At 67.2% G+C, this 18007-nt stretch carries 19 protein-coding genes and 2 tRNA genes; 2 read left to right on the top strand and 19 right to left on the bottom strand.

What is annotated here, in order from left to right:
- Window positions 1-192: 192 nt before the first annotated feature.
- From IAQ70_RS04800 to IAQ70_RS04775, 6 genes are all read right to left on the bottom strand, one after another.
- The gene (locus tag IAQ70_RS04800; RefSeq protein WP_223858907.1) at window positions 193-1023 is read right to left on the bottom strand and encodes a hypothetical protein; all 831 of its coding nucleotides are present in this window, start codon (window positions 1021-1023) and stop codon (window positions 193-195) included.
- Entirely contained in the window at window positions 1020-2093 is a 1074-nt protein-coding gene (locus IAQ70_RS04795; protein ID WP_190988183.1) for a vWA domain-containing protein, read from the bottom strand. Before IAQ70_RS04795 ends, IAQ70_RS04800 begins: the two co-directional genes overlap by 4 nt.
- 72 nt (window positions 2094-2165) lie before the next feature.
- Complete coding sequence (locus IAQ70_RS04790; RefSeq protein WP_190988182.1) at window positions 2166-3206, bottom strand: vWA domain-containing protein; 1041 nt, start codon at window positions 3204-3206, stop codon at window positions 2166-2168.
- A complete protein-coding gene (locus IAQ70_RS04785; protein WP_190988181.1) occupies window positions 3197-3667 on the bottom strand; it encodes a hypothetical protein in 471 nt (156 codons plus the stop codon). The genes IAQ70_RS04790 and IAQ70_RS04785 overlap by 10 nt, the downstream gene beginning before the upstream one ends.
- Complete coding sequence (locus IAQ70_RS04780) at window positions 3657-4541, bottom strand: DUF58 domain-containing protein (protein WP_190988180.1); 885 nt, start codon at window positions 4539-4541, stop codon at window positions 3657-3659. The genes IAQ70_RS04785 and IAQ70_RS04780 overlap by 11 nt, the downstream gene beginning before the upstream one ends.
- An 8-nt stretch (window positions 4542-4549) precedes the next feature.
- A complete protein-coding gene (locus IAQ70_RS04775) occupies window positions 4550-5557 on the bottom strand; it encodes an AAA family ATPase (protein ID WP_190988179.1) in 1008 nt (335 codons plus the stop codon).
- A 155-nt stretch (window positions 5558-5712) separates the two neighbouring features.
- Between IAQ70_RS04775 and IAQ70_RS04770 the strand changes: the two genes are divergently transcribed.
- Window positions 5713-5910: a hypothetical protein gene (locus IAQ70_RS04770; protein WP_190988178.1), complete on the top strand. Its 198-nt coding sequence runs from the start codon at window positions 5713-5715 to the stop codon at window positions 5908-5910.
- A 19-nt stretch (window positions 5911-5929) separates the two neighbouring features.
- Here IAQ70_RS04770 and IAQ70_RS04765 read toward each other — a convergent pair whose 3' ends face one another.
- The 7 genes from IAQ70_RS04765 to IAQ70_RS04735 all read right to left on the bottom strand — a co-directional run bounded on the left by IAQ70_RS04765 (window position 5930) and on the right by IAQ70_RS04735 (window position 13258).
- On the bottom strand, window positions 5930-6823 hold the full coding sequence (locus IAQ70_RS04765) for a carbohydrate ABC transporter permease (RefSeq protein ID WP_190988177.1): 894 nt from the start codon (window positions 6821-6823) through the stop codon (window positions 5930-5932).
- Window positions 6820-7731: a carbohydrate ABC transporter permease gene (locus IAQ70_RS04760; RefSeq protein WP_407682560.1), complete on the bottom strand. Its 912-nt coding sequence runs from the start codon at window positions 7729-7731 to the stop codon at window positions 6820-6822. The genes IAQ70_RS04765 and IAQ70_RS04760 overlap by 4 nt, the downstream gene beginning before the upstream one ends.
- A gap of 3 nt (window positions 7732-7734) precedes the next feature.
- Window positions 7735-9087, bottom strand: coding sequence for an extracellular solute-binding protein (locus tag IAQ70_RS04755; protein WP_190988176.1), 1353 nt, complete (start codon window positions 9085-9087; stop codon window positions 7735-7737).
- Window positions 9088-9193: 106 nt separating this feature from the next.
- Entirely contained in the window at window positions 9194-10396 is a 1203-nt protein-coding gene (locus IAQ70_RS04750) for an ROK family transcriptional regulator (RefSeq protein ID WP_190988462.1), read from the bottom strand.
- 174 nt (window positions 10397-10570) lie between these two features.
- The gene (locus IAQ70_RS04745) at window positions 10571-11785 is read right to left on the bottom strand and encodes a class I SAM-dependent methyltransferase (RefSeq protein WP_190988175.1); all 1215 of its coding nucleotides are present in this window, start codon (window positions 11783-11785) and stop codon (window positions 10571-10573) included.
- A gap of 41 nt (window positions 11786-11826) precedes the next feature.
- The gene (locus IAQ70_RS04740; RefSeq protein ID WP_190988174.1) at window positions 11827-12885 is read right to left on the bottom strand and encodes an FAD-dependent oxidoreductase; all 1059 of its coding nucleotides are present in this window, start codon (window positions 12883-12885) and stop codon (window positions 11827-11829) included.
- A 19-nt stretch (window positions 12886-12904) separates the two neighbouring features.
- Entirely contained in the window at window positions 12905-13258 is a 354-nt protein-coding gene (locus IAQ70_RS04735) for a zinc ribbon domain-containing protein YjdM (RefSeq protein WP_317983578.1), read from the bottom strand.
- A gap of 85 nt (window positions 13259-13343) precedes the next feature.
- Here IAQ70_RS04735 and IAQ70_RS04730 point away from each other — a divergent pair, with 85 nt between their 5' ends.
- Window positions 13344-14651: an SAM-dependent methyltransferase gene (locus IAQ70_RS04730; RefSeq protein ID WP_190988172.1), complete on the top strand. Its 1308-nt coding sequence runs from the start codon at window positions 13344-13346 to the stop codon at window positions 14649-14651.
- A gap of 89 nt (window positions 14652-14740) precedes the next feature.
- On the opposite strand, the gene IAQ70_RS04725 is transcribed toward IAQ70_RS04730, so the two are convergent.
- The 6 genes from IAQ70_RS04725 to IAQ70_RS04700 all read right to left on the bottom strand — a co-directional run bounded on the left by IAQ70_RS04725 (window position 14741) and on the right by IAQ70_RS04700 (window position 17946).
- Window positions 14741-14816 (bottom strand) — tRNA-Ala (locus tag IAQ70_RS04725).
- A gap of 248 nt (window positions 14817-15064) precedes the next feature.
- A tRNA-Ala gene (locus IAQ70_RS04720) sits at window positions 15065-15137 on the bottom strand.
- A 98-nt stretch (window positions 15138-15235) separates the two neighbouring features.
- Entirely contained in the window at window positions 15236-15637 is a 402-nt protein-coding gene (gene rsfS / locus IAQ70_RS04715; RefSeq protein ID WP_190988171.1) for a ribosome silencing factor, read from the bottom strand.
- A gap of 45 nt (window positions 15638-15682) precedes the next feature.
- Window positions 15683-17035: a hypothetical protein gene (locus IAQ70_RS04710; protein ID WP_190988170.1), complete on the bottom strand. Its 1353-nt coding sequence runs from the start codon at window positions 17033-17035 to the stop codon at window positions 15683-15685.
- A gap of 7 nt (window positions 17036-17042) precedes the next feature.
- Window positions 17043-17672 (bottom strand): nicotinate-nucleotide adenylyltransferase, encoded by a 630-nt coding sequence (gene nadD / locus IAQ70_RS04705; protein WP_223859023.1) that lies wholly within the window; start codon window positions 17670-17672, stop codon window positions 17043-17045.
- Between the two features lie 40 nt (window positions 17673-17712).
- Entirely contained in the window at window positions 17713-17946 is a 234-nt protein-coding gene (locus tag IAQ70_RS04700; RefSeq protein WP_190988168.1) for a hypothetical protein, read from the bottom strand.
- Window positions 17947-18007 lie beyond the last annotated feature (61 nt).

The following is an 18007-nucleotide window of genomic DNA, read 5'->3' as shown; positions in this document are numbered from 1 at the left end:
GACGAAGTTCGCCGTGAGCAAATGTCAGGCCCACATGGGGGCACCCACACCCTCCGGATCGGAGGATCGCTGACACGTTACCTCGGTAACTTGTATAGAACTCTAGGAGCCCGCCGGACACCATTCAAGTTCGCTGCCGAATTAAGACGCAGGTTTACGCCGTGTTTCGTGACGGCACAGAATTTTCTTCGCCTACCACGGCCGGTCCGGCCCGGAACCGAAGTCATCGTCCTGCAGGTATTCGTCCCGCTCCTGCCCGGCATTCCGCTCGCTCTGAGCCTCCCGGGCACTGTCCTTCAGCTGGTCGAGCTGGCTCTGGTTCCCCGGTTCGGCCGGTTGCCCGGCTTGCCCCGGCTTCTTGGCCGGTTCAGGCGCGGTGGTGCCGACGGCAGCTTCCGCCGACTTCCGGGTCAGCCGTTCCGCCGCCTGCTTCAGCCTGTCCGCTGCCCCGGCCCCGGAGTCACTCCCGGCTGTGGCGATAAGGCAGCCGTCCGGTGCTGCCTTGACAACCGCCAGGCCCTCGGCAAAGAGCCGGCCCGCCGCCACCAGGTCCCCCGCAGCGGCCTTGGCATCACCGAGGCGTTCGACGCTGAGCGCCAGGTTGACCCGGATGACGCATTCGTCAGCCCGGCCCGCCAGCAACAGTGCCTCCTCGAAACTGCGGCGGGCTCCGCCGTAGTCCCCGGCGAGGAACAAGCCGTCACCTTCCGCGAAAGGCGCCTTGTGCGGCTCGGCGACGTTGGCGATACGGAGCCCCGCCGCGGCATCGGCCACTGCGGCGGAGTCGCCGGCGTCGAAAGCCCTGCCTGCCTCCCCGCCGAGCACCCCCACACTGAACAGCTTGGCGGCCAGGCACAGGACCAACAGGACCGGCAGGAGGGACCACCAGAGCAGCCGACGGCGGCGCTGCAGCCTGTCCTCAGGAGACCGGCCACCTGTGGACTCTTCACGTGCGGACGGGCCACGTGCGGACGGGCCATGTGAGGCCGGGAATCTCATGGGCGCCTTTGCCTGGTGGTTCATTTCCGTGCCGTCGCCAGGGGCCGAGCAGCGTCCGGATTCAACCGTCCAGCAGGGAGCCGGCGCCACTGGCGCAGCAGCAGGAAGGCCTCCCGCAGACCCAGCAGGAACGCGCCCAGGGCGAAGATCCAGTAGAGCTCACTGCGGCCGTCCGGACCGGCGCCTTCCGGTGCCCGCTCGAGCTTGCCGGGATCCGCCGCCTGCATCATCGGCGCCACGGCATCGCCGGCCGAACGGTGGATGTAGGGAACGCCCAACTGGCCGGCGATCCACTGCAGTTTCCCTTCATCGATGACGGACAGCGCGTCCCTGCCCGTTCCTGTGGTCCGGTCCTGGATGTAGCCTGCCCCGCCGTCACTGCCGGAACGCGGCCCGGCATTCTCCTTCATCCGGCCACCTTCCGGTGTGCCGTAGCCGAGCACGGCTCCCCCGTTGACCAGGCCGCCATCGACCCTGATGGCCTCGGGCGCCGCGGCGCTGGTCTGTTCCCCGTCGCCCAGGTAGTAGACCAGGCGGGGCCGTTCGGGGTGGCTGTCGCGCGCGGAACGCAGCCGCTCAGTCAGCAGCTTGCGGGCGGAGGTGATGCTGCTCCCCTTTGAAAAGGCCGTCACCTGTGGCTGCAGGACCGCGACGGCGGTGTCCAGCGCGGACGTGTCCGTGGTGAGGGGCATCCGGACAACGGCGTTGCTGTCGAACGTCAGGAGCGAAAAGCGGGCTCCGGCCAGTTCGCCGGCGATGGCCATGATGTCCCGGCGGACACCGTCCAGCCGTGGCGAGCGGTCGCCGTAGTCTTCGGCGACAATGCTGCTGCTGGTGTCCACCACAAAGAAGACATTGACGTCCGCCGCGGCGGCCTGGACGCTGCCGCCCGGAACCCCCGGCCTGAGGGCGGCGGCCAGGAGCAGCAGCACCAGGGCGCCCCGGAACAGCCACTCACGGAGCTGGCTGCCATGGCCCCGGCCGCGGGCCCCGGGCTCCCGCGACGCCAGGACCAGCCGCCAGGCCAGAAACAGCCCGGCGACGGCGATGACGGTGGCCATCAGCCACCAGGGAAGGACGGGCTGCAGGTTCATGGCCTCAGCCACCAGGGAAGGACGGGCTGCAGGTTCATGGCCTCAGCCACCACGGAAGGACTGGTTGCAGGGTCATGGCCTCAGCCGCCAGGACGCGCCTGCCAGGACCAGCCCGGACAGGAGTGCCACCGTCAGGGGCACGTCGGGCAGGTCCGAGACCACGGTTCGCGGTGCCCCCTGCATCGCGGCAGCTTCCGTGGACTGCACCCTGCGTACGATGTCTGCCACGGCATCCGGGGTGTCCAGCGGATAGTACGCCCCGCCGCTGGCTTCGGCTGTTGCGCGCAGCCTGGCACCGGGCTGCCCGGGCCCGGGGCCGTAGTCGAAGTCACCGGGATTCAGCGCGTACACCCGGACGCCGCGCTCCTGTGCCAGGGCGCCCGCCTGTTCCAGGGTGAAGATCGGATCACCGGAGAGGTAGTTATCCGTCGCCAGGACAACCGAACGCGAGCGCTGCGTGGCTGCACCGGCGCCGCCAGTCCCGTCCGTTTCTGACGTCGTGGTTGCTCCGGCGCCGCCGGAGTCCGGGAATGCGTTGACGCAGGACGCCAGGCCGTCCCCGATCAGCGAGGATCCCCGGCCGCTCCAGGTGCCGTCCAGGAAACCCGCACTGCCGGGGTCGCCGTCGAAGGCGGCCTTAGCTGCCTTGAGCTGTTCCTGCACGTATTCGTAGTCATCGGTGAGCGGAAAGGCCTGCATGGCGCTGCTGTCGAAGATGGTGAGGCCGATCCTTTCGCCGTCGAACTCCTTCGCGAGCATGCCGAAGACCTCCACCACGGCAGAATCTGCGCTGCTCATGGAGCCGGAACTGTCCAGGCACAGCATGATGTCCCGGTTCCGCTGCTCCGGCCGGACGGTGGTCAGCTCCGCCGGGCGCGCGGCCGCGGCCACCGCGGACACCAGCAGGGTCCCGGCCGCGAGCGCCGCCACGGCGAGCCAGCGGCGGTGGCGTCGGAGGGCAGCCTGGTATTCGGGCAGAGCGGTGAGGCGGTCCGCATTGGCCACCGGCCGGCGTCGTGCGTTTGCCTGCGGGTCCGGGCGGAAGGCACGCCAGAGGGCCACGGCTGCCAGGAGCAGCGCGGGCGGGATCAACCACCAGAACATCAGTTCCATTGCCGCACCGCCCGGCGGGCTGCCTCGGCCGATTGCGTAAGTGGCGGCAGCGGCTCCAACCCGAACTCGCCGGGATAGATCCTGCGGACGGCCTCGGCGATACCGGGAAGGGGGTGCACGTGCAGCTCCGCCAGGGTCATCCTGGGCGCGTCCACCCCGGTAGCGTCCCGGGCAAACCGGCGCACCAACAGGCTCAGTTCCTGGTGCGATTCGCGGGCAGTCAGCAGCCCTGCGGCGGCGTCCGCAGTCACGGCGTCAATCCGATGCAGGTAAGCCTCCTTGAGGTCATGAAGGTCCGACGGCGGCGTGAACCGGGCAGGCGGCGACGGTGACCGCCGTTGGCGGGTGCTGAGGAACACGAAGCAGTACCAGCCCAGGACCAGGGTGAGGAGGGCAAGGCCCGCCCACATCCAGCCCTGGCTGTACTGGAGCGGCCCGATGAGGCCGGGATCAGCCTGCACGCCGGTGCCTCTCCAGGAGCGCGAACAATTCCGTCATCACCGTGCTGCTGCCGGTCACGTGGCCTTCGGTGATGCCGGTGCGGCGGAACATGGCCTGCCTGCCGGCATCCCGCTCCCCTGCCGCCTTTGCGTACGCTTCGGTGATTGCCGGGGATGCGGCCAGGTGCCCCGGCAGCGCCGCCGAGTCCGCCACACTGAAGGCGTCCCGCATGGCGCTGTCTTCCCCGGCCAGGTCCGCGTCGCGGACGGTGAACCAGAGGATTTCATGCTGGGCACGCAGGCGGCGCAGCAGCTGTTCGAGGTCCGGGCCGGCGGCGAGTTCGTCAGCCACGACGAAGAGCAGGAACCGGCCCTTGACGGTGCGGGCCACGTGCTCCAGCTGGGCCTCGATCCTGCTGGGACCGGAATCCAGGGTGATGGCCGAATCAATCTCCCGCAGGATCCGTTCAAGGTGCGCCTCCCCGGCCTTCGCCGGGATGGTGCGCGTGCCGTGCCCGTCCCCGCAGACCAGGCCCACCACGTCACCGTGCCGCTGCGCGAGGTAGCCCGCCACACCGAGTGCCATCACGGCGATGTCCTTTTTGGGTTCGCCGTCACGGGATTCGGCGGCCATGTTCCGGCCGGTATCTGTCACCAGCAGGACAGTCTGCCGCCGCACGGCCACATACCGTTTGACGAGCGGCGACCCGTGCCTGGCGGACGCCTTCCAGTCGATGTCGCGGACCTCGTCACCGGGGACGTAGGCGCGGAGGTCGTCAAAGTCGAGGCTGCGGCCGCGGAAGACCGAACCGTATTCGCCGTCGAGCATGCCGCGGGCTTTGCGGTGGGCGAAGATGGCCATCTTCGACTTCACGCGCTGGAGGAGGCTGGCCACCGCCGGGCTCAGGGCGTCTGGACGGAGGCCACGATGGCGTCAATGACTGTCTCCACCGGCACCTGCTCGGCAACGGCATCAAATCCCAGGATCAGGCGGTGCCGCAGCACCCGGTGGGCGAGGGACTTCACGTCCTCCGGGATCACGTGGTCCCTGCCGTTGAGCAGCGCCACGGCCCGGGCGGCCTGGCTGAAGGCAATGCTGGCGCGGGGGCTGGCGCCGAACTCGATGAACCCGGCCAGCCGGCGGTCGATGTACTGCCCGGCATTGCGGGTGACAAACACCAGGCCCACGATGTAGTTGGTGATGGCGGGGTCGATGTAGATCCGGCGGACCAGTTCCTGCACGCCCACCACGGCGTCCAGCGAAGCAGCGGCGGCGGGTTTCTGCTCCGCGGTGAAGATCCCGGCATCAATCCGCCGGAGGATCTCCGTTTCCTCGGCGGGCGAGGGATAATCCAGCACATCCTTGAGCATAAAGCGGTCCATCTGCGCCTCCGGCAGCTGGTACGTGCCCTCCTGCTCGATCGGGTTCTGGGTGGCGAGCACCAGGAACGGCGAGGGCAGTTTGTACTCCTGGCCGCCGATGGACGTCTGCCGTTCCTGCATCGCTTCGAGCATGGCACTTTGGGTCTTGGCGCTGGAGCGGTTGATCTCATCGAGCAGGACGATGTTGGCATGCACCGGACCCAGCTGCGTGATGAAGGTGCCCTTGGCGGCGTCGTAGATCTGCGTTCCCACGATGTCGCTCGGCAGCAGGTCCGGGGTGCACTGGATCCGCCGGAACTCCGCACTCACGGCCTCGGCCACGGTCTGGGCGGCGGTGGTCTTCGCCAGCCCCGGAACGCTTTCCAGCAGGATGTGCCCGCCGGTCAGGAGGCCCACCAGCAGGGACTCACGAAGCCGCGCCTGGCCCACCACTTTGGCGCCGAAGCTGCGGGAAATGTTTGCCGCCACCTGCTGTGCACGGGCCAGTTCCGCCGGTTCGATGCGAGCTGGCGCGCTGGTCTGAAGCACTGGATTTCCCCCTGAAGGCTGCTGCCTGGTGACTGTGGACTGATGGTGTAGCCGGCGGGCGGCTCTCCGCCCGCCATCCTATCCAAGCCAGCTTCGAACCGGCCCGCAAGGGGGACCCCTCCCCATGGCGGGTCCGTCCGGTCTATCCTGTTGAAATGATCCAGCTACCAGCCAGCTACCAGGAGTATCTCGCAGGAAAAAGCGAGAGTTTCATCAACACCGTGCGGCCCATCCTGATGCAGTCAGCGGCGGATCAGTCCCACGGTGTGCGGGTGCTCAACCTGCCCCACGGACACCAGGCGCATCTGGACGATTCAATCCCGTTCGGGACCGTCATCGAAGACATCGACTGACTGCTTCGGCCCGGCAGGTCTAGCCTTTGACGGCACCTGACAGGGCGAAGGAGCTGCCGGCGCCCCTGGCCACGAAGACGTACAGGGCCAGCACCGGAACTGAGTACAGGATGGAAAAAGCGGCCAACTGGCCATAGGCGACTGCCCCGTGCTGTCCGAAGAAGCTGAAAATCGACACTGCCGCCGGCTGCCTCGCTTCGGACAGGAGCAGCACGAAGGGGACAAAGAAGTTCCCCCAGGCCTGGATGAACACAAAGATGAACACCACGCCGAGCCCCTGCCGCATCAGCGGCAGCACGATGGTCCGCAGCGCCATCAGTCCGGAGGCACCATCCACCCAGGCCGCCTCCTCCAGCGATACCGGCACGGCGTCCATAAAGTTCTTCGTCATCCAGATGGCCATCGGCAGCGTGGTGGTTGCCATGAAGAAGATCGTGGCGGGCATGGAATCCAACAGGTCAAGCTGTACGAACAGGCCGTAGACCGGCACCATGATGGCTGTGATCGGCAGGCACGTCCCGAACAGGATCGTGTACATGAAAGGCCTGTTGAAGCGGGACTGGTACCGGGAGAGCGGGTAGGCGGCCAGGACCGCCGCGGCCAGGTTGACGGCGGCGGTCCCGGCAGAGAGGACCATGCTGTTCCACAGTGGCTGGAACAGCAGCCCCGGAGTCATGATCGCGGCAAAGTTGGTCAGGGAGACCTCGCCGGGGAGCCTCGCCTCGTGCCCGGCGGAGGCATCGAGGGAGGCCAGCACCAGCCACAGCAGCGGCAGGACAAAGCAGGCACCGATCAGGATCAGGGCCGCGTCCGCCGGGACCCGGGCGCGCTGCTGTGCCCGCGACACGGCACCCCCGGGACCCCCTCCCGTCCGCCGGCCGGTCCCGGCCGTGCCACGCGCCGCCGTCGTCATTGCTTGGGCTCCCGGAGGAGCCGGACGTAGGCCGCGCCGAAAACCAGGCCGATCAGGATCAGCACGGATGCCACGGCCGTTCCGTATCCGATGTCACCGAACTTGAAGGCTTCCTGGTAGGCCAGCACGGGCAGTGTGGTGCTCGCGTTGGCGGGCCCGCCCGCCGTCATGACCCAGATGAGGGTGAAGACTGCCAGCGTCTGCAGGGTGATGAGCATGAGGTTGGTGGCGATGCTGCCGCGGATCATGGGGAGGGTCACGTAGGCCAGCCGCTGCCAGCCGCTGGCGCCGTCCATCAGCGCCGCCTCCGTGACCTCGCCGGGCACGTCATCAATGGCGGCGCGGTACACCAGCATGGAAAAGGCCGTGCCGCGCCAGATGTTGGCCAGCATGATCGCCACCATCGGGAACGAATACAGCCAGTCGGGCTGGCCGAGTCCCACGGACCCCAGGACCTGGTTCAGCGTCCCGTCGCGGCTGAAGTACGCGTAGGCGGCGAACGCCGCCACGATCTCCGGCAGCACCCAGGCAGCCACCACCGCGGTTCCGACGACGGCGGCCACCGGCCGGCGCGCCCGCCTCATCAGGATGGCGATGGCCAGTCCCAGCAGGTTCTGGCCCACGATGGCCGAGCCCGCGACGAAGACGACGGTCAGTGCAAGGGAGAGGGGCAGGACCGGATCGGTGAAGAGCCGCTGGTAGTTCTCGAGCCCCACCCAGCCAGGACTGCGGGCGTTGCGGCCGGTCAGGGCGGCGTTGGTGAACGAAGCGTGGAAGGCCCACAGCACGGGTCCGGCCAGGAACACCAGCAGGAGCAGCACAGCCGGGAGTACCGGAAGCAGCCGCGCCCGCCGCCGGAGCAGCGGACGGCTTACGGTGGGCCGCCGCCGGGAAGTGGTAGTTGCCACAAGCTACTTCACGACGGTTTTGGCGTCACCTACGATGCCCTTCACCGCCGTGTCATACTCCGCGGCGGCCTGCGCAGGGGATTTCGCCCCGGTGATCACAGCCTCGGTTGCCTCCTGGACCGCCGCCGAGATCCGCGGGTAGTCGGCCGTTGCCGGGCGGTAGTGCGTGACGGCCACGAGCTTGGACACGTCCTTCACAAACGGGTTGGCCCCCTGGTATGCGGCATCAGCGGCGACGTCCTTGCGCACGGCAATCTGGGAGCTTGCGATGTCGAAAGCCAGGGAGTTTTTCTGGTTCAAGGCGGTGGCGAGGAAATCGAACGCCAACTGGGGGTCGTTGGTCCCCGCCCCGACCGCCAGCGTCCACCCGCCGGACATGCTGACTCCACCGGGCGCCTGGCCATTCTGTGTGGGGAAAGCGGTCACGCCCATGTCCTGGCCGTACTCCGGCCATTCGTAGCTGCCGCCCTTCTGCCAGAACGAGGGCGTGTAGGAACCTTCCACCGTGGCGGCCATCTTGCCCTGCGGGAGCCATTCCCCGAAGACCTTCTTCCACACGTTGGCATCCAGGGCTTCGGCCGGGGAGACAGCCAGCTTTTCGTCGTAGAGGGTTTTGAGGAAGGCGAGCGAGTCCGTGAATCCCTGTGAACCCAGCACCCACCTCTGGGCATCGGCGTCGTAAAGTTCGGCCCCGGTTCCGTAGAGCAGCTCGTAGAAGCTTTGCATCACGGTGCCTTCACCGGTGGCCTTGCCGGCGTACATGTTGAACGGCACCACAGCGGGGTTGCTGGCTTTGATTTTCCGGGCGGTGTCCAGGATGTCCTGCCAGGTGCGGGGCTCCCAGGGGACGCTGACGCCAGCGGCAGTGAGGACTTTCTTGTTGTACCAGATGGCCCGGGTGTCGGTGCCCAGCGGGACCGCGTACGTGCCGCCGTCGTCCCCCAGCCCCGCCGCCTTGGCGCCCTCCTCAAACTTCTCCCAGTCCTTCCACCCTTCGAGGTGGCTGTCCAGTTTGAGGAGATAACCGGCGTCGACGTCGGACCGCACCTTGAACGTGTCCTCGTAGAAAACGTCCGGGGCTGTGGAAGGCGAGCGGAGGGCCAGGGCAAGCTTGGTGCCGTAATCGTCGTCGTTGGCCTGGACCGGCTCCAAGGCAACCGTGACGCCTTGGTGCGCGGCTTCAAATTCCTGCTTGGCCGACTGGAACAGGCTATCCAGGGCGCTGAAGGAGTCCGTCTTCTGGTAGACCACCTTGAGGGTTTTGGTTTCCGCTTGGGGCGCGGCCGGTGAACAAGCCGTCAGCGCAATGGCCGCAGCGGCGAGCAGTGACGTAATTTTGAAGGCCCGAGGACGCATGATGCTCCATTCAATCAATGGCTGCTGTCCCTTTTGACTGCGGGCCCCCAGCCGCGGCGATATGCACATGCTAGATGGGGCTCCTGCCACAGGCAAGCAGCCGCGGTCAGACTTCCAGGAGCAGCCGCTGTGCCCGGGGCGCCAGGGTGTGCTCCAGTACCAGGCAGGCGGCGCCAATGGCGCCCACATCCTCACCCACTCCCGTGCCCACAACCTCGATGGTGTGGATCAGGCGGGCTGCGCTGCTGGCATCCACCAGCGCCGGGATTTTCTCAAGGTAGCGGTCAGCGATCCGGCTCCAGAACGGGCCGCCAAACACCACTCTTTCCACATCCAGCGTGTTGGTGACCACCGAGACCGCCCGGGCCACGAGGACTGCGGACTTGTCGATGATGGCCAGTGCTTTCTCATCTCCGGCGTCGGCGAGGTCGCACAACCGGGCGAAGCCCTCCTGCACCTCGGCGCCGCTGGTGTGCTTCGCGGAGCCATCCAGAATTCCGGCAGCAACGGCTTCCGCCACCAGCACTTTCGGGATAACAGAAGACTTCACGCAGCCCCGCAGGCCGCAGTCACAGGCCGGGCCGTCCGGGTCCACAATGATATGGCCGATCTCGCCGGCGTTCCCTGAGGTTCCGCGCACCACTTCGTCATTGAGCACAATGCCGCAGCCGATGCCGGTGCCCATGTACATAAACACGAAGCTCCCCGCGCCGCTGGGGCCGCCGGCCCAGGTCTCGGCGACGGCGGCGCTGGTAACATCCTTGTCCACCAGAACGGAGTACCCGGTTGCCTTGGCCAGGGCGTCCCGGAGTTCCACCCGGTCCCAGCCCGGCAGCAGCGGCGGGTCAACCACGGTGCCGTTGTCCAGGTCGATCGGGCCGGGGGCGGCCAGGCCCAGGCCCGCGATCTTGGTTGTGTCCACACCGGATTCGGCAACCAGCTGCCCGATTTCGGTGGCCATGGTGGCGATCACGGCGGCGGGATCGTTTCCGCCGGGGGTTTTGATCCGGGAGTGCTGCACCACCGCGCCCACGAGGTCAAGGACCACAAAGGTGGTAACTGCCGGGTCCAGGTGGACGCCCACGGCGTACATGCCCGCCGGGTTGAGCCGCAGCATGGTGCGCGGTTTGCCCGGACCGCTGCCTTCCTTGCCGGCCTCCACAATCAGGTGCTGGTCCAGCAGGCGGCGCGAGATGTTGGAGATCGTCTGCGGCGAGAGGCCCACGATCTGGGCGAGTTCAACGCGGCTCAGGCCGCCCGATGACCGGCGGATGGCATCGAGGATCACCGTCAGGTTGAAGTCCCCCATGCGCGGCAGGTTCGTCCCGCGCCGTGGAGCCGAGGGCTGGCGAATTTCTGGCACGGTCTCCCCTATAGTTTGCGGCCCCCATAGTTTGCGGCCACGTACAGATGATGTCTGAATGGTACGTTACCGCCTGACGCACGCCCAGAGCCGGAGGCGGACCGCGGCGCGGCCGGTTGCCTAAGCCCGTCTGGTGCTGACCGCCACCGTGAATTTCGGGTTGTTGCCCCTGACCGTGGTGGGGCCGACCCGCCGTTCCAGGGCAGGGAGATATTGCAGGTGGCGGTTGAAGACCGTCCACAGCTGACCGCCCGGAGCAAGCACCCGGGCTGCCGCCTCGAACAGCTTGAGCCCGGCCCCGGCATGCACGCTGGCGCCCAGGTGGAACGGCGGGTTCAGCAGGACCAGATCCACACTTGCTGCGGGCAGGGTGCTCATGGCGTCATCCTGCAGCGCGGAGATCCGGTCCGCGAGGCCGTTGGCCCGCGCAGTGGCTTCGGCCGACGCGACGGCAGCGGCGGAGCGGTCAGTCGCCGTGACCCGGGAACCGGGATTCTGCCGGGCGTACATGGCAGCGAGGACCCCGGTGCCGCAACCGAGGTCCACGGCATGCCGGGCGGCGGGCATCTCCGGCAGGAAGGTCAACAGGAACCTGGTGCCGATGTCCAGCTTCGTGCCGGCGAAGACGGCGCCGTGCGCAGCAACGTCAAGGTCCAGCTCGGCCAGGTGTTCGACGGCGGGATGTCCGACGGCGGGGTGCGCCATGGGGGCGTGCCCGGCGGCGGGGCCGGAGCTTTGTGCGCCCGTTTCCTCCGTAGCTGTGTCCGAAGCTGCATCCGGGGCGGCCTTCTTGGGACTGCTGGCGATGATGAGGCGGGACTTCTGCCGGGCCAGCTGGGGCTGGACGGTCCGGAAGTGGCGCTCCAGGACAGCGTTCATTCCCAGCGACATGTGCTTGACCCGCCCGCCGGCGATGAGCACAACGTCCGGGGCTGCGTATAGGGCCACGGCTTCGGCGATTTCCTCGAGTTCCGCCAGGGTTCTGGGCAACTGCAGCAGCACCGTCCCCGCACCGGAAAGCAGGCGCTCCCCCAGCGGCAACTGCCCGAAGCCTGCCAGCCCCAGGACGGTTGCGTTGTTCCGCAGGGCTCGCTCGCCCGTGATGAGATCCTCGTGCACGCGGACCCGCTGGACGCCCAGGAAGGCCAACGCCCCCAAGGTGAGGGCGCCGTAGCGGTCACCGATTACTGCCAGTCGGCTGTCCGGACCTACCCGGCCGGCCGCGGCTTCCAGCAGGAGCTTGTCCGTGGCGTCCCAGGCCTGCAGGTTGGGCGCCTCGACGTCGGGGTGCCGCCGGAGCTTACCGAAAATGTCCTCAAGGCTGTTCGCTGCCACGTGGTTCCTGCCGTCCGGGAGTGTGCTGGGTGGTTGGGCTGTCACTGCAGAAACGCGGGCAACTTCAGGATGGCCGCGACGGCCGCCCGGCCCGCGCGGTTCGCGCCAATGGTGGACGACGACGGGCCGTAGCCCACCAGGTGCACGCGCGGTTCGGCAGCCACCTGGGTTCCGTCCATGGCGATCCCGCCGCCCGGTCCCCTGAGGTGAAGTGGCGCGAGGTGTTCGAGCTCCGCGCGGAACCCGGTGGCCCACAGGATCACGTCGGCCCGGAGGAGGCTGCCATCGGTGAGCCGGACGCCGTCGGGCTCTATGGAACTGAACATGGGCTGCCGGTGCAGCGCGCCCCGTCTTTCTGCAGCCCGCAGGGCGGGCGTCCAGATGAGGCCGGTCACGGCCACGACGCTCTGCGGGGGCAGCCCCTGCCGGACGCGTTCTTCGACGAGGGCGACGGCGTCGTGCCCGGCCTGCGCGTCGAAGGTGGCGTCGCGCCATTCGGGCTCGCGCCGGGTGAACCAGCTGGTGGTGGTGACATGTGAGATCTCGTCCAGCAGCCCGACGGCGGAGATTCCCCCGCCCACCACAATGACGTGCAGGCCGCGGAACTCTTCTGCGGAGACGTAATCGGCCACATGCAGCTGCCGGCCCCGGAATGTGGAGCGGCCCGGATAGATGGGCCAGAACGGCCTGGTCCAGGTGCCGGTGGCGTTGATGACCGCCTTCGCCGACCAGTCACCCCGGTCAGAGCTGACCCGAAGTCGGCCCGCCGGATCCGCGTCTTCCCTGGCCACGGACGTGACCTTGACCGGACGGAGGACCTCGATCCCGAGTTCGTGCTCGTAGGCTTTGAAGTATCGGCTCAGGAACTCTGAGCTGGGTTCCGCCGGGTCCACGTCGGGTTTGGCGATTCCGGGGAGGTCGCTGATGCCGTTGACCGTTTCCATGATGAGGCTTTTCCAGCGGTGCCGCCACGCACCGCCGGGGCCTTTCTCGGCGTCCAGGACCTTGTATTCGATTCTTCTGCGCTGCAGGTGGTAGGCCGCCGAGAGCCCCGCCTGCCCCGCGCCGATGACCACAACGCCGGTGGTTCCGTCTTCCATGTCTGCTGGCCGGGTTCCGCTAGACCTTCTTCACCACGGAGGATTTCAGCTGCATGGGCCCCACGCCGTCCACTTTGCAGTCGATGTCGTGATCGCCCACGCCGTCCACGAGCCTAATGCCGCGGACTTTGGTTCCGACCTTGATGACGTTGGAACTGCCCTTGATTTTCAGGTCCTTGACTACCGTCACGGTGTCGCCGTCCGCCAGGACATTACCCACCGCATCCTTGATGACCCGCGGCCCGGCCTCCTCGGCTGCGGGCGCTGCCTCGGCGGCCCACTCGTGGCCGCACTCCGGGCAGACCAGGAGCGAACCCATCTCATAGGTGTAAACACTGGCACATTCGGGGCACGGCGGCAGGGACTCATTCACTCCCCCATGATAATCGGACCGCTGCACTGACAGGCGCCCCGCCGCCGTCGTACTGTTGGGCCATACCTGTAGAAAGGCACCGACCATGGCAACGGAAAATCGGGCAGCACCGCTGCTGGCGAAAGCGCTGGGCATCGTCCTGGGTACTGATGAAATACCGCTGAGGCTGCGGGCATGGGACGGTTCCGAGGCGGGGCCGCCCGACGCACCCGTCCTCGAGTTCAGGTCCCGCCGGGCGCTGCGGCGGATCCTGTGGTCCCCCGGGCAACTCGGGTTGAGCCGCGCGTACGTTGCCGGGGACATCGACGCGCCGGGCGACATCTTCGCCGCCTTCGCTGCCCTGAGCTCGGCGGGCAAGTTTTCCGAGCCCGGGCCCTTCCGGCCGCTGACGCCCCGCGAGCTGGCCACGCTGCTGAGTACCGCCGTCCGGCTGGGAGCGGTGGGCCCCAACCCCACCCCTCCGCCGGAAGAGGCAAAGGTCACCCGGAAGGGCCCGCTCCACACGCGGCAGCGGGATGCTGCGGCAATCTCGCACCATTACGACGTCGGCAACGACTTTTACGCCCTCGTGCTGGGAGCGTCGATGGCCTACTCGTGCGCCGTGTGGGGTGAGGGCTCCTACACGGACAACAACGGCCTTCCGGCGGGTCTGGACGGGGCGCAGAAGGCCAAGCTGGACCTGGTCTGCCGCAAGCTCGGCCTGAAACCCGGGATGAGGGTGCTGGACGTGGGCTGCGGCTGGGGCAGCTTTGCCCTGCACGCCGCCCAAAGCTACGGCGCCACGGTAGTGGGGGTGACCCTCTCCTCGGAGCAGGCCGTGTTTGCCCGCAAGCGTGCCGCCGAGGCAGGCCTGACCGAAAGGATTGACATCCGCGTGCAGGATTATCGGGATATCGACGACGGCCCCTTCGACGCGATCAGTTCCATAGGCATGTCCGAGCACGTCGGCCGGGAACAGATGCCGCACTATGCGCAGATGCTGCATGGGCTGCTCCGCCCCGGCGGGCGGCTGCTCAACCACGCCATCTCCTGGAATGCCGGGCCCACCAAGCCGGACCCTGACTCGTTCATCCCGCGCTACGTCTTCCCGGACGGCGAAATGCTCAGCCTCGGAGAAGTGGTCACCGCGCTGGAGGGCGGCGGGTTCGAGATCCTTGACGTTGAGGCCCTGCGCCGGCATTACGCCCTGACGCTGCGGGCCTGGGTGCGGCGGCTGGAAACCAACTGGGACGAAGCGGTTGGCCTCACCAGCCTGGGACGGGCCCGGATATGGCGGCTGTACATGGCCTCAAGCGCCCTGGGCTTTGAAGCCGGCCTCACGGGAGTGAACCAGGTCCTGGTCCAGCGTGCCGGCGGGGACCAGCCGCCGCTGCGCCGGACGGACTGGATCTGAACCGCTCGGCACCGGCAGCCGAAAAGTACCGGATAAACGAAAAGAGCCACCCGGCCGGGTGGCTCTTTTTGTGGACACGTGGTCCGGTTTGGTGGAGCTGAGGGGACTCGAACCCCTGACCCCCTGCATGCCATGCAGGTGCGCTACCAGCTGCGCCACAGCCCCAAACCGCCGCTCTCCAGGCCGTTCAGGCCTCTCGAAGCAACCTGATTAGCTTAATAGAAATCTGCGCTGTGCGCCAATCGGGAGCCGCTTGCCGGAAAAAAGGCATGACGTGGAGAAGTCCCCGCTCAACGGACTTCTCCCCCGCGCACGACGAGGGGATAAGACCATGCGAGGGGGAAATGCGTACAGGGACTGCGGAGGCAACAAAAAAGTCCGCCGGAATCTCTCGATTCCGGCGGACTATCCGGTGGAGCTGAGGGGACTCGAACCCCTGACCCCCTGCATGCCATGCAGGTGCGCTACCAGCTGCGCCACAGCCCCGGACCTTCGCTACTCCGTGATCTCCGGAGCAACTCAAATATCTTAGACCAGCATTTCCGAAAATTCCAAATCGGGCATATTCGGGCTGGCGAGGCCGGTTACTCGGTTTCTGAAGCGGCAGATGCTTTGGCTGATGTGTCCCCGGCCAGCTGCAGGTCGACGACGGGGCAGTCCTTCCACAGGCGCTCCAGGGCGTAGAAAACGCGGTCTTCCTCGTGCTGGACATGGATCACGATGTCCGAGTAGTCGAGCAGCACCCAGCGTCCGCCGGCGCGGCCTTCGCGGCGGACCGGACGGAGATCCTGCTTGGAGAGTTCTTCTTCAATGCCGTCCACGATGGCGTTGACCTGGCGCTCGCTCGGTGCGGATGCGATGAGGAAGACGTCCGCCAGGGCGAGGCGTTCGCTGACATCGAGCGCCACAATATCGTGGGCGATCTTGTCCGCGGCGGCCTTGGCGGCCTGACGGGCTGTGGCGATGGATGAATCTGATGCAGTCACGTGACTCCTTGTAGTTTTCTAAAGCTTTGTAAGGGGCGCTGCCGGTCAGCGGGAGACGCCGGTGGCGATGAGGATGACGCCGGAAATGAGGGCCGCAATCCCGAAAACCAGGACAAGGACCTGCATGAGCCTGAGCCGCTTTGCGCGGGTCAGGCCTGCCGTAGCCGCGTCCAGCGGCTCAAGGCCATGCGCGGAGCGGGCTGGAATGCGCAGGTCCTCGTAAAGACCCTCACCCTCCCCCGCCGAGACGTCCGGAATAACCGGAACCGTGCGCTTCGGTTCAGTAGCTGCACGGGCTGCGGCTTCGGCCCGGGCGATCACCCGGGAACGGCCTGAAGCTGCTCCCGGTGCCGTTGCCGAAGGCGCCTGCCGGGATGCGGACGAAGGACGCCGGCTCTTGCCGCCCTGCCGGACTTTGGCTCCGGACTGTGTCTGCACCGGCACGTACGAGGTTGCCGGGGGTTTCATGACAGGCCGGTCAACGCCGGGAACCTGGACGAATTCAAGGGGCGTGACCATGGCGAGGTTGTCAGCTGTGGCCGGACCTGACTGACCAGCCGACCGGCCGGGCGATGGCTGGCCGGGCACGGCCTGCGTGGAGGCGCCTTGCACGTGCGGGCCTTGCGGCGGTGCGCTCTGCGGGGCAGGGGGCGCCGCCTGCTCGGCCAGTTTCTGCTTGGCCATGGCCCGGCGGTTGAGGACCGCGGCACGCTCCGCGAGGGCGATCTGCTCGGCGAGGATGTCGGGGTCCACGGCTTCGGGATCCAGGGAGGCAATGTGCTCCATTTTGGCCAGCTGGTTCCTGGCCTGCTCGGCAATGAGGGCGCGGGCTGCAAGGGCCTGCTCCACGCTCATGCCGTCGGGAAGCCCCGTTGCTGCGGGTGCGGATGCTGGGCGGGGTGCTGTACCGGGTGCGGATGCCGGGCGGGGTCCCGATGCGCCGGGTCCCGATGCGGGGCGGGGTCCCGATCCGCCGGGGCCTGATGCCGGGCGGGGCCCCGCGGGTCCTGGCTTGGCGCCGGCCGGAGAGCCGGGGCCAGCAGGAAGCGGCTTACCCATCGGGGCGGCGATGATGGGGTTGGCCGAGGTGACGGCCTGTTCCTTGAGTTGCTGGAGCCTTAACTGCCTGCGGGTGGGAGGGCCGCCGGCCGAGAGTTGCCCTTCCTTTTCTTCAAGTTCCTTGATGGTGCGCAGGGCAGCACGGTCCCGGGCCCGAATCTGCGACGATCTCTGGGCCTGGGTTTGTTCCGAGACGGAATCCACCGGCGCGTCGGCCGCGCGGCGCTGTTTTGAGGCAGGCGAAACCTGGCCCGGGCCCGTGGACCCGGTAGCCGTGTTCTCATCTCTGGCCTGCCGCAGTTCGCGGCGGCTGCGGACGGGGGGCTGTTCCTGACTCATTGAAAACTCATTCAGTACTTGCTGGCTCGTCTGTTTCGGTAGTTTGCGCAGCCTCGGGAGGCAGACCCTCGGCGTACAGTCCATATTTGGCGATGTATTGCACCACCCCGTCGGGCACCAAGTACCAGACAGGGTTGTTCGCTGCCACCCTGGTCCGGCAATCCGTGGAGGAAATCGCCATGGCCGGCACCTCCAACAGGCTGACATCCTTCCGACCCATGCCATCGAGCACGTGTCCCGGACGGGTCACACCGACGAAATGGGCCAGTGACCACAGCTCATCAATGTCTTTCCAGGACAGGATCTGTGCCAGCGCATCCGCGCCGGTGATAAAGAACAGGTCCGCATCCGGGCGCTGGGTCCGGAGGTCACGCAAGGTATCAATGGTATACGTGGGACCGGGCCGGTCGATATCCACCCTGCTCACCGTGAAGCGGGGATTGGATGCAGTGGCGATCACCGTCATGAGGTACCGGTGCTCAGGCTGGCTGACCTGCTTGTGCGTTTTTTGCCACGGCTGCCCGGTGGGGACAAACACCACTTCGTCCAGACCGAACTTGGCAGCCACTTCACTGGCTGCGACAAGGTGGCCGTGATGGATGGGATCAAATGTCCCACCCATCACGCCCAGGCGCAGCCGTCCTTGCGCACCTTCACGGTGCAGAACACGGGAAATGTCAGTGGCCTTGGCCGTGGTCGTGCTTGTTGGGGTGCTGGCGGTGCGGATCGGCGTGCTCGTCCGTTGCGGCGTGCCGGTTACCCAGGTTGGAGTAGGACAGCGTCACGAACATCAGTGCCAGCAGGACCACGAACATCACACCGCCGATCACGAACGGCGGCGCAATCAGCGGTGCCAGTTCCTCATGTTCAGTGGCGGCAGCGACGGATGTGGCGATCTGCTGGAGCAGCATTTTCTCCCCTAGGGTTTTCAAGGATGTGGGCAGCGGATCTTCCCGCCGTTCCGGACTTCTG

Origin of the sequence: Pseudarthrobacter sulfonivorans (genome assembly GCF_014712225.1) — a bacterium.
Taxonomy (GTDB): Bacteria; Actinomycetota; Actinomycetes; order Actinomycetales; family Micrococcaceae; genus Arthrobacter; species Arthrobacter sulfonivorans.
Note: the sequence above shows the minus strand (reverse complement) of the source record. Positions and strands in the feature narration are given on the sequence as shown.

What these genes read in the sequence shown, in the direction of transcription:
- IAQ70_RS04800 (WP_223858907.1), bottom strand. Translation starts at nt 1,023, where the DNA reads ATGAACCACCAGGCAAAGGCGCCCATGAGATTCCCGGCCTCACATGGC.
- IAQ70_RS04795 (WP_190988183.1), bottom strand. Translation starts at nt 2,093, where the DNA reads ATGAACCTGCAGCCCGTCCTTCCCTGGTGGCTGATGGCCACCGTCATC.
- IAQ70_RS04790 (WP_190988182.1), bottom strand. Translation starts at nt 3,206, where the DNA reads ATGGAACTGATGTTCTGGTGGTTGATCCCGCCCGCGCTGCTCCTGGCA.
- IAQ70_RS04770 (WP_190988178.1), top strand. Translation starts at nt 5,713, where the DNA reads ATGATCCAGCTACCAGCCAGCTACCAGGAGTATCTCGCAGGAAAAAGC.
- IAQ70_RS04765 (WP_190988177.1), bottom strand. Translation starts at nt 6,823, where the DNA reads ATGACGACGGCGGCGCGTGGCACGGCCGGGACCGGCCGGCGGACGGGA.
- IAQ70_RS04755 (WP_190988176.1), bottom strand. Translation starts at nt 9,087, where the DNA reads ATGCGTCCTCGGGCCTTCAAAATTACGTCACTGCTCGCCGCTGCGGCC.
- IAQ70_RS04750 (WP_190988462.1), bottom strand. Translation starts at nt 10,396, where the DNA reads ATGGGGGACTTCAACCTGACGGTGATCCTCGATGCCATCCGCCGGTCA.
- IAQ70_RS04740 (WP_190988174.1), bottom strand. Translation starts at nt 12,885, where the DNA reads ATGGAAGACGGAACCACCGGCGTTGTGGTCATCGGCGCGGGGCAGGCG.
- IAQ70_RS04730 (WP_190988172.1), top strand. Translation starts at nt 13,344, where the DNA reads ATGGCAACGGAAAATCGGGCAGCACCGCTGCTGGCGAAAGCGCTGGGC.
- IAQ70_RS04710 (WP_190988170.1), bottom strand. Translation starts at nt 17,035, where the DNA reads ATGAGTCAGGAACAGCCCCCCGTCCGCAGCCGCCGCGAACTGCGGCAG.
- IAQ70_RS04700 (WP_190988168.1), bottom strand. Translation starts at nt 17,946, where the DNA reads ATGCTGCTCCAGCAGATCGCCACATCCGTCGCTGCCGCCACTGAACAT.